The 8,604-nt window shown below is 68.9% G+C and carries 9 protein-coding genes; 2 read left to right on the plus strand and 7 right to left on the minus strand.

Features of this window, described 5'->3' with window-relative positions; all coding sequences use genetic code 11:
- Positions 1-7: 7 nt before the first annotated feature.
- From IEY81_RS16680 to IEY81_RS16705, 6 genes are all read right to left on the minus strand, one after another.
- Positions 8-685 (minus strand): ATP-binding cassette domain-containing protein, encoded by a 678-nt coding sequence (locus IEY81_RS16680; protein WP_189119602.1) that lies wholly within the window; start codon positions 683-685, stop codon positions 8-10.
- Entirely contained in the window at positions 685-1,446 is a 762-nt protein-coding gene (gene urtD, locus IEY81_RS16685; protein WP_189119603.1) for an urea ABC transporter ATP-binding protein UrtD, read from the minus strand. Before urtD ends, IEY81_RS16680 begins: the two co-directional genes overlap by 1 nt.
- Complete coding sequence (gene urtC / locus IEY81_RS16690) at positions 1,443-2,522, minus strand: urea ABC transporter permease subunit UrtC (protein WP_229787933.1); 1,080 nt, start codon at positions 2,520-2,522, stop codon at positions 1,443-1,445. The genes urtD and urtC overlap by 4 nt, the downstream gene beginning before the upstream one ends.
- Entirely contained in the window at positions 2,519-3,403 is an 885-nt protein-coding gene (urtB, locus tag IEY81_RS16695) for an urea ABC transporter permease subunit UrtB (protein ID WP_189119604.1), read from the minus strand. The genes urtC and urtB overlap by 4 nt, the downstream gene beginning before the upstream one ends.
- Positions 3,404-3,407: 4 nt before the next feature.
- The gene (gene urtA / locus IEY81_RS16700; RefSeq protein WP_189119605.1) at positions 3,408-4,649 is read right to left on the minus strand and encodes an urea ABC transporter substrate-binding protein; all 1,242 of its coding nucleotides are present in this window, start codon (positions 4,647-4,649) and stop codon (positions 3,408-3,410) included.
- A gap of 113 nt (positions 4,650-4,762) precedes the next feature.
- Positions 4,763-5,194 (minus strand): MarR family winged helix-turn-helix transcriptional regulator, encoded by a 432-nt coding sequence (locus tag IEY81_RS16705; protein ID WP_189119606.1) that lies wholly within the window; start codon positions 5,192-5,194, stop codon positions 4,763-4,765.
- A gap of 119 nt (positions 5,195-5,313) precedes the next feature.
- Here IEY81_RS16705 and IEY81_RS16710 point away from each other — a divergent pair, with 119 nt between their 5' ends.
- Complete coding sequence (locus IEY81_RS16710; protein ID WP_189119607.1) at positions 5,314-6,432, plus strand: substrate-binding domain-containing protein; 1,119 nt, start codon at positions 5,314-5,316, stop codon at positions 6,430-6,432.
- Between the two features lie 44 nt (positions 6,433-6,476).
- Positions 6,477-6,899: a carboxymuconolactone decarboxylase family protein gene (locus tag IEY81_RS16715; RefSeq protein ID WP_189119608.1), complete on the plus strand. Its 423-nt coding sequence runs from the start codon at positions 6,477-6,479 to the stop codon at positions 6,897-6,899.
- Positions 6,900-6,907: 8 nt separating this feature from the next.
- On the opposite strand, the gene IEY81_RS16720 is transcribed toward IEY81_RS16715, so the two are convergent.
- Positions 6,908-8,200 carry an HNH endonuclease gene (locus tag IEY81_RS16720; protein ID WP_189119609.1) on the minus strand — a complete coding sequence of 431 codons (1,293 nt, stop codon included), beginning with the start codon at positions 8,198-8,200 and terminating at the stop codon, positions 6,908-6,910.
- Between the last annotated feature and the right edge of the window lie 404 nt (positions 8,201-8,604).

The following is an 8,604-nucleotide window of genomic DNA, read 5'->3' on the forward strand; positions in this document are numbered from 1 at the left end:
CGCTCCTCTAGACGGCCAGGTGGGATCGGACGTGCTCGTGCGCTCCGGCACCGCCGTCGCCGTGGGCTGTGATCCGGCCGGACTCGAGGACGTAGTAGGCAGAGGCCGTACGCAGCGCGAACCCGACGTGCTGCTCGACCAGCAGCACGCTGAGGTCGCCGCGCCCGGTCAGCTCGGCGATCACCCGCTCGATCTCGGCGACCACGTTGGGCTGGATGCCCTCGGTCGGTTCGTCGAGGATGAGCAGCCGCGGTCTGGTCAGCAGGGTGCGGGCGATGGAGAGCTGCTGACGCTGTCCGCCGGAGAGGAGGCCGGCCCGGCGGCCGAGCAGGTCCTTCAGCGCCGGGAAGAGGTCGAGCATCTCGCTGATCCCCTCCCGGTCGCCGACGAGCTGGAGGTTCTCCAAGGTGGTCATGTCGCCGAAGCACTGCTGCCCCTGCGGGACGTACCCGAGGCCGCGTCTGACGCGCGCGCTCGGCCGCAGCGCGGTGACGTCCTCGCCGTCGAGGACCACCCGGCCGCTCTTGGGCCGGACCAGGCCGACGGCGGCCTTGAGCAGGGTGGTCTTGCCGGCGCCGTTGTGTCCCATCAGGGCCACCGCTCCCCCGGCCGGGACCTCGAGGCTGACCTCGTGGAGCACCGTGGTGCGGCCGTAGCCTCCGGTGACCGACTCGATCCTCAGCATCAGGCGCTCTCCTCAGCTCTCGTCTCGGTCATGTCGGCGACGGTGTCGCCCAGGTAGACCCGCTGCACCTCGGCGTCCTCCCGGATCTCCGCGGCGCTGCCCTCCGCGATCACCTTCCCGGCGTGCAGGACGGTGACGACGTCGGCGAACCTGCGGACGAAGTCCATGTCGTGCTCGATGACCACGACGGTGCGCTCCGGGCTGATCCGGCGCAGCAGCTCACCGGTCTCCTCCCGCTCCTCTGCCGACATCCCGGCCACCGGCTCGTCGAGCAGCATCACCGCCGAGTTCTGCACCAGCAGCATGCCGATCTCCAGCCACTGCTTCTGCCCGTGCGAGAGCACACCGGCGGGCCGGTCGGCCAGGGCGGTGAGGCCCACTGTCTCCAGTGCCTCGGCGACCCGCTCGGGGGTGCCGCGCCGCGGCAGCATCAGCCGCCATCTCGGCCGGTGCACACCGGCGGCGATGTCGAGGTTCTGCAGCACGCTGAGCTCCTCGAAGACCGTCGCGGTCTGGAAGGTACGCCCCACGCCGAGGCGAGTGATCGTGTGCGATGCCAAGCCGAGCAGATCGCGTGTGCGATAGCGCGCCTCTCCACTCCCCGTCGCCAAGCCGGTCAGTGCGTCCACGAGCGTCGTCTTCCCTGCGCCGTTGGGGCCGATCAGGAAGTGCAGGCGACCGGGTTCGAGGGTCAGGGACACCCCGTCGATCGCGACGAAGCCGTCGAACTCGACCCTCAGGTCGTTCACGGTCAGGGTCATCGCGCTGCCGCCTCCTCGAGTGCGGGTCGTTCTCGGTGGGCGACCGTCCGCTTCGCCATCCCCACCAGCTGCGCCAGCCCTCCGGGCAGCAGCAGGATGACCAGCACGAACAGCGCCCCTTGGAAGTAGGACCACGAGCCCGGGAACGCCTCGGAGAGCGAGGTCTCGGCATAGCCGACCAGCAGCGCGCCCACCGCCGGGCCGAGCAGCGAGGCGCGCCCGCCCAGCGCGACCCCGGCGAGCAGCCCGATGGAGGCGACCACGCCGACGTCGTCGGGCGAGACGATCCCGGCGATCGGCACGAAGAGCGCGCCCCCGACCGAGGCCAGCACGGCCGCGACGACGTACGCCGCGAGCTTCACGTTCGCCGGGTCGGTGCCCAGGAAGCGGACCCGCTCCTCGCCGTCGCGGACGGCCACCAGCAGCTCGCCGAAGCGGCTGCGATGGAGCCACGCCATCGCCAGGATCGAGACCAGCAGGATCCCGGCGGCGACGAAGTAGAGCATCCGCTTGTTGGCCGGGTCGAAGAGGGCGTACCCGAAGAAGCCCTGGAAGTTGTTGAGCCCGTTGGCGCCGCCGGTGGTCTTCACCTGCCCGATGAGCAGGATCGCGAAGGCGGCGGCGAGCGCCTGGCTCAGGATGGCGAAGTACGCCCCCTTGATCCGCCGCTTGAAGACCGCGAGCCCCAGCAGGCCCGCGACGATCACCGGCAGGACGAGGATCACCACGACCGCGACGGCACCGCTGCGCAGGGGCTCCCACCACCACGGGACGGCCGCGTCGCCGTAGAGCGCCATGAAGTCCGGGACTCCGCCCGGGCCGGCGTCGGCGAGCTTGAGGTGCATGGCCATCGCGTAGGCACCGAGGCCGAAGTAGAGCCCCTGACCGAGCACGAGCATCCCGCCGCGGCCCCAGGCCAGGCCGATGCCGACCGCGGCGATGGCGTAGCAGCAGTACTTGGCCAGCAGACCGAGCCGGAAGTCGGAGAGGACAGCCGGGGCGAGGACGAGCAGGGCGATTGCGAGCAGCAGCCAGCCGGCGTACGGGGAACTGTGCTTGATCTTCGAGGTCTTCATGCCAGGCTCCTGGTGCGGACCGAGAGGATGCCCTGCGGGCGCAGCTGCAGGAACGCGACGATCGCGAGGAAGACGATCACCTGCGCGACCGAGCCGGTCAGGGCGTGGGCGAGGAAGGCCTGCAGCAGACCGATGCCGAGCGCCGCCACGATCGTGCCCTTGAGGTGTCCGATGCCGCCGACCACGACCACGAGGAAGGCCTGGACGATGTAGGACGTGCCGAGGTTGGGGCCGGTGGAGCCGAGCAGGGTCAGCGCCACCCCAGCGACGCCGGCGAGGCCGGAGCCGATGAAGAAGGTGGCCCGGTCGGTGCGGCGGGTGGAGATGCCGAGCGTCTCGGCGAGGTCGCGGTTGCCGACGGTGGCGCGGATCTCCCGGCCCAGCGCGGTGAACCGGAGCACCGCGAGCAGAGCGGCGACGCAGCCGGCGGCCAGCAGGATGATGAAGAGCCTGGTCAGCGGGAAGTCGTAGCCGAGGATCGGGATCGACCCGTCGAGCCAGTCCGGTGCCGGCACCTCCTTGGCCGGAGCGCCGAAGACGTCGCGCGCGACCTGCTGCAGGACGAGGCCGACGCCGTAGGTGACCAGCAGCGTGTCGAGGGGCCGGGCGTACATCCAGCGCAGCACGCTCGCCTCCAGCGCCAGCCCGAGCAGGCCGCCGATCAGGAACCCCACAGGGAGCGCGATCAGCAGGCTGAGCTCGGTGCCGGCGGTGATGGTCGAGACGACGAAGGCGGTGTACGCGCCGGCCATGATGAACTCACCGTGGGCCATGTTGATGACGCCCATCTGACCGAAGGTCAGGGTGAGCCCCAAGGCGATGAGGAGCAGGACCGCACCGGCGGAGATGCCGGTGAAGACCTGGGCGAGGATCGCGTCCAACGGACTAGTTCTTCCACCAGTCGTAGGACTTCAGGAAGGGGTCGGGCTCGATCGGCTTCTCGCTCGACCAGACCGTGTCGATCAGACCTTCGCCGTTCACCTGGCCGATGAGCGCGGTCTTGGCAAGGTGGTGATTCTCGCCGTCGACCTCGACGGTGCCTTCGGGTGCGTCGTAGGTGACGCCGTCGGCGGCGTCGACCACGTCGGCGACCTCGAAGGAGTCAGCCTTCTCGACCATCCCCTTCCACAGGTGGAGGGAGGTGTAGGCGGCCTCCATCGGGTCGGAGGTCACCGCCTTGGCGCCGTTGGCGGCCTTGAAGTCGGTGACGAACTCCTTGTTCGTCTCGCTGTCGATGGTCTGGTAGTAGTTCCAGGCGGTGTACTGGCCCTCGAGGTTGCCCACGCCGACGCCCGGCACCTCCTCCTCGGCGATCGAGACCGAGAGCACCGGCATCGCATCCGCGGTCAGGCCCTTGCCCTTGTACTCCTTGAAGAAGGCGACGTTGGAGTCGCCGTTGAGCGTGTTGAAGACGGCGTCCGCGCCGGCGGCCTTGACCTTGTCGACCACCGTGCCGAAGTCGGTCGAGCCCAGGGGCTGGTACTCCTCACCGAGGACCTCGATGCCGTTCGCGGCTGCGTACTGCTTGATGATCTTGTTGGCCGTGCGCGGGAAGACGTAGTCGGAGCCCACCAGGAAGATCGACTCGATCTTCTTCTCCTGCTTGAGGAAGTCCAGGGCGGGGATGATCTGCTGGTTGGTGGTGGCGCCGGTGTAGAAGATGTTGTCGGAGGACTCAAGGCCCTCGTACTGCACCGGGTAGAAGAGCAGCGAGTCGTTGCCCTCGAAGACCGGCAGCATCGCCTTGCGGGAGCTGGAGGTCCAGCCGCCGAAGACGGCCGCGACGCAGTCGTCCTGAATGAGCTTGGTGGCCTTCTCGGCGAAGACCGTCGGCTCGGACTGGCCGTCCTCGCTGACGATCTCGAGCTTCTTGCCGAGGACGCCGCCGTCGGCGTTGATCTCCTCGGCCGCCATGGACAGCGACTTGAAGACCGTGGTCTCGCTGATCGCCATCGTCCCCGACAGGGAGTTGAGGAAGCCGATCTTGACGGTGTCGCCGCTGGTGTCGAGGCAGCTCTCGGAGCTGGCGGTGTCACCGGTCTTCGCGCCGCCGCAGGCGGTCGCGGTCATGCCCAGAGCGAGCACCGAGCTGGCCGCAAGGAGGCGGCTCGAGATTTTGGTACGCACGGGGGAGGTCCTTCCATCGGACAGTTGCTCTCGAATGGAAGGAATCTAGGGACGGGTTGTTTCGCCGGCGTGTCGGTCTCCGCGAGGATTTGTTTCCAGACGGAAACGACTTCTCAGGAGTCGGTGTCGAGGAGCGTGGCGAGGTCGCGGGTCACCCGTGCCACGGTCTTCGCACCGTCCGCGCCTCCGAGGGTGCGCGTCGCGGCCTGCTGGCGGTCGCGGATCTCGCGGGCCGCCGAGGCACCCACCGGAGAGAGCGCGACCGCCGCACGTCGCTTGTCCTCGGCGTGGACCTTGCGCAGCACCAGGCCGCGCTCGGTCAGGCGGTCGACATGACGGGTCAGCGTCGCCGCCGGGAGCGCGGCGCTGTCGGCGAGGCGGGTCATGGTCTGGCCCGGCTGGTCGAGCAGCACGCTGAGGATGCGCCACTGCTCGGCGGTCAGGTCAAAGTCGGCGTACGTCTCGGCGAGCGCACGCTCGATCCGGCGCTGCGCACGGGCGAGCAGCACGGTCAGGTCCGTCGCGACGGTCTCGGCGACCTCCATGGCTTCCTCCACGAGATGGCTGTTGGATGCCCGCTGCGCCGAGGGCCCGACTCCCGTACCCTAACCAGCAATCGGCTCAACGGTGAGTCATCCGTCCTACTCAGCAGGAGCAGGTGCCGATGTCCCCACCGTCGTTCACGCCGGCATCGCATGCTCTCCTCGGCCTCGCCCCGCGACCGGCGGATGCGGTCTCGATCGCGTTCGTGGTGCCGATGCAGGGCCCCACCGGCATCTACGGCCCCGGCTGCCTGGCCTGCGGTGAGCTGGCCGCCGAGGAGCTCAACGCCGGCGGCGGGATCGCCGGACGCCCGGTCGAGCTGGTCGCGGTCGACGCCGGCCGCTCCCCCGCGGAGGTCGCCGCCGAGGTGGGCCGGCTCGTCGAGACCGGCCGGGTCGACGCGATCGCGGGCTGGCACATCTCGGCGGTACGCCAGGCGATCACCGCCCGCGTCGGCGGGCGGGCGCTCTACGCCTTCGCGGCCATGCACGAGGGCGGTGACGACACCCCGGGCGTCTTCATGATCGGCGAGCGCCCCGTCAACCAGCTGCTCCCCGCGGCCGCCTGGATGCGCGACAACCACGGCATCTCCCGCTGGGCGGTCGTCGGCAACGACTACGTCTTCCCGCGCGTCACCGGATCGACGGCACGGGCCGCGCTGCAGGGCACGCCGTCCGAGGTCGTCAGCGAGACGTACGTCCCGCTGGGGACCCGCGACTTCGGCGGTGTCCTGCGTGGTCTCGAGCGCGGCGACCAGGACGGCGTGATCATGCTGCTGATGGGTCAGGACGCGGTGTACTTCAACCGTCAGTTCGCAGCGGCCGGGCTGAGCGCGGCGGTGACCAGGCTGAGTCCGGCCATCGAGGAGAACACGCTCCTCGCCGGCGGCGCCCATGCCAACGCCAACGTCTTCGCCGCCGCGGCGTACTTCGACGATCTCGTCACGCCGGAGTCGACCGGTCTGGCCGAGCACTACTACCGCCGCTTCGGTGAGTACGCGCCCTCGCTCAACGCCGTCGGCGAGTCCTGCTACGAGTCGCTGATGTTCCTGCGCCAGGTCGGCGACGCCTGCGGCTCGCTCGAGGTCGGGCCCGCGCTCCAGCTCACCGAGCGGCACGCCTACTCCAGCCCGCGCGGCCTGATGCGGATGCACGGCAACCTCGTCGACCAGGACGTCTACATCGCCGCCGCCGACGGCCTCCGCTTCGAGATCCAGGGGCAGATCGCGTACGCCTCGTAGAAGTCGTTGACTTGGAGCGCGCTCCAACTCCTAGCGTGCGCCGCATGACGCTCTCAGACGACTCCTCCACCACCACCACCCGCACATCCCGCCACGACCACGGGCGCCGGATCCTCGACGCCATCGACGGTGAGGCCGGCGCCCGAGTGATCGACTCCCTCGCCGACATCGCTCCTGAGATGGCTCATCAGATCGTCACCTGGGGCTTCGGCGAGATCTACGCCCGCCCCGGTCTCGAGCCGCGCGACCGTCAGCTCGTCACGCTCGGCATGCTCACCGCCCTCGGTGGCTGCGAGCCCCAGCTCGAGGTGCACATCAACGCCGCCCTCAACGTGGGCCTCACCCCGGAACAGATCGTCGAGGCCTTCTTGCATTCCGCCGTCTACTGCGGCTTCCCGCGAGCCCTCAACGCCACCTTCACCGCCAAGAAGGTCTTCGCCGAACGCGACCTCCTCCCCCTCACCTGATCGTCGGCTCAAGCGGCGAGGGTGTGCTCGACGAGGACGCGCTGGAGTCTTCGCTCTGCAGGTGAGAGCACGGGCGGATCCGGTCGCCAGGTCTCTGGTGGCGGACTCGTATAGGTGTGGCCCGTCGGGGTGATTGTGATGATGCTGCCGTCGGGTCCTGGTCTTGCTCGCCAGCCGAGCGATTCTTTCGCTTGATTGCATCTTTCGCAGAGACCCTGGAGATTCTCGGCGGTGGTTGTGCCGCCGTCTGCGTGGCGGACGATGTGGTCGATGTTGCGGATCGGGGCGTCGCAGCCGTTAGTGCGGCAGGCGCCCTCGTCGCGGGTGGCGATGAACTCGGCCAGCCCGTCCGGTGCCTTTCGCGACCGCGACTCCATCGCGACCAGCTGACCTGCCGGGTCGGTGAGCAGGCGGCGGACAAACACCTCGGCGTCGGTGAGCGCTCCGCGAGCCCAGGAGGCTGCGACCGGGCCGTAACCCTCGACCATCGCAGGCCGGTCGGCGCTGTTGACCAGCGAGTCGGCGGTCATGACGATCTTGACCTCGATCTTCGGTTTCGCGCCTGCCTGGCGGCCGGTGACGCGGTCTACGAGGGTGTCGGCCATGACCTGACCCCTTGTGCGTTGGTCGCCGGCTGCTTGGGCTGTCTTGGCGGCCTGGTCGAGGGCGGCGAAGACCGCGACGCCGTCCTTGACCGGCAGCAGCGCTCCGAGCCAGGTCATGGTGTCGGGTGCCGGACGCACGCTGACGCGCCGATCCTTCTCCGCCTTCGCGGCGCGGGCCACGACAGACTCCTGATCCAAGGTGATGGCGAGCTTCTTGGCGGCGTTCTCGAGCTGCCGCAGACCCATCGTGACGACCTCCGGCGCTTTCCCGTCTGGGGCGTGTGCACAGAGTTCGTGGTCGATGATCCGCCGATCATCCAGTGAGAGGCAGGCGGTCTCACGGGCGAGGATGGTGGCCTGCCACTGCGAGAAGAGTCCGGCCTTCATCAGTGCGAAGGTGTGGGGCATCTCGGTGTTGAGGATCTCGGCGAGGCCGAGGAGTTTTGCGCCCTTGGCCGGGGAGACACGGCGGGCGAAGGCGATCTGAGAAGCGACACCGTCGCCGACCTTGCGGGCAGGGACGCCGGCCTCGGCATGCCGTACGCGAGTGAGCTCATCAAGGCGTACGGCCGCTTCGGCCTGGAGCGCTTCGGCCCGGCATTTCAGATTCTCGAGACCGCTGATCCAGTCGACCAGCTCGGCTTCGGACGCACCTGGCGGTGGTCCGGTGAGGAGCTGGTCGGCGGTCTCGTTCATGTGTTCCATTATATGCCACAAAAGACAGAGACGCCACCTGTTTTCCCTGTTCAGGCGGTCTTTTTGTTCGCGTTGGACCGTTTTTCAGAGGGTGGTCTCGACAAGCTCGACCACCGGTGAGCTGGTGTGTCTGCGAAGGGGTCTCGACAAGCTCGACCTCCGGTGGGTTGGTGTGTTCGCGATGGGGGGTCTCGACAAGTTCAACCTCCGGTGCCCGGGGCACGGAGTGATCGTCCACGGAACCGGCTGTGTTGGTCTCGACACGCCTCCGCCCAGGGGCTCCGGCGGCTCGACCAGCGGGGGCGAGGGGTCCCTGCCCCGACTCGACGTCGACTCTTTCGAAGCTTCATGAGCGCGCGCCACACCCCTCGCCGCCGCCCCGATATTGGCGGAGATCTTTTCTC

This window comes from Nocardioides luteus (genome assembly GCF_014648595.1).
In the GTDB taxonomy this organism is placed as follows: domain Bacteria; phylum Actinomycetota; class Actinomycetes; order Propionibacteriales; family Nocardioidaceae; genus Nocardioides; species Nocardioides luteus.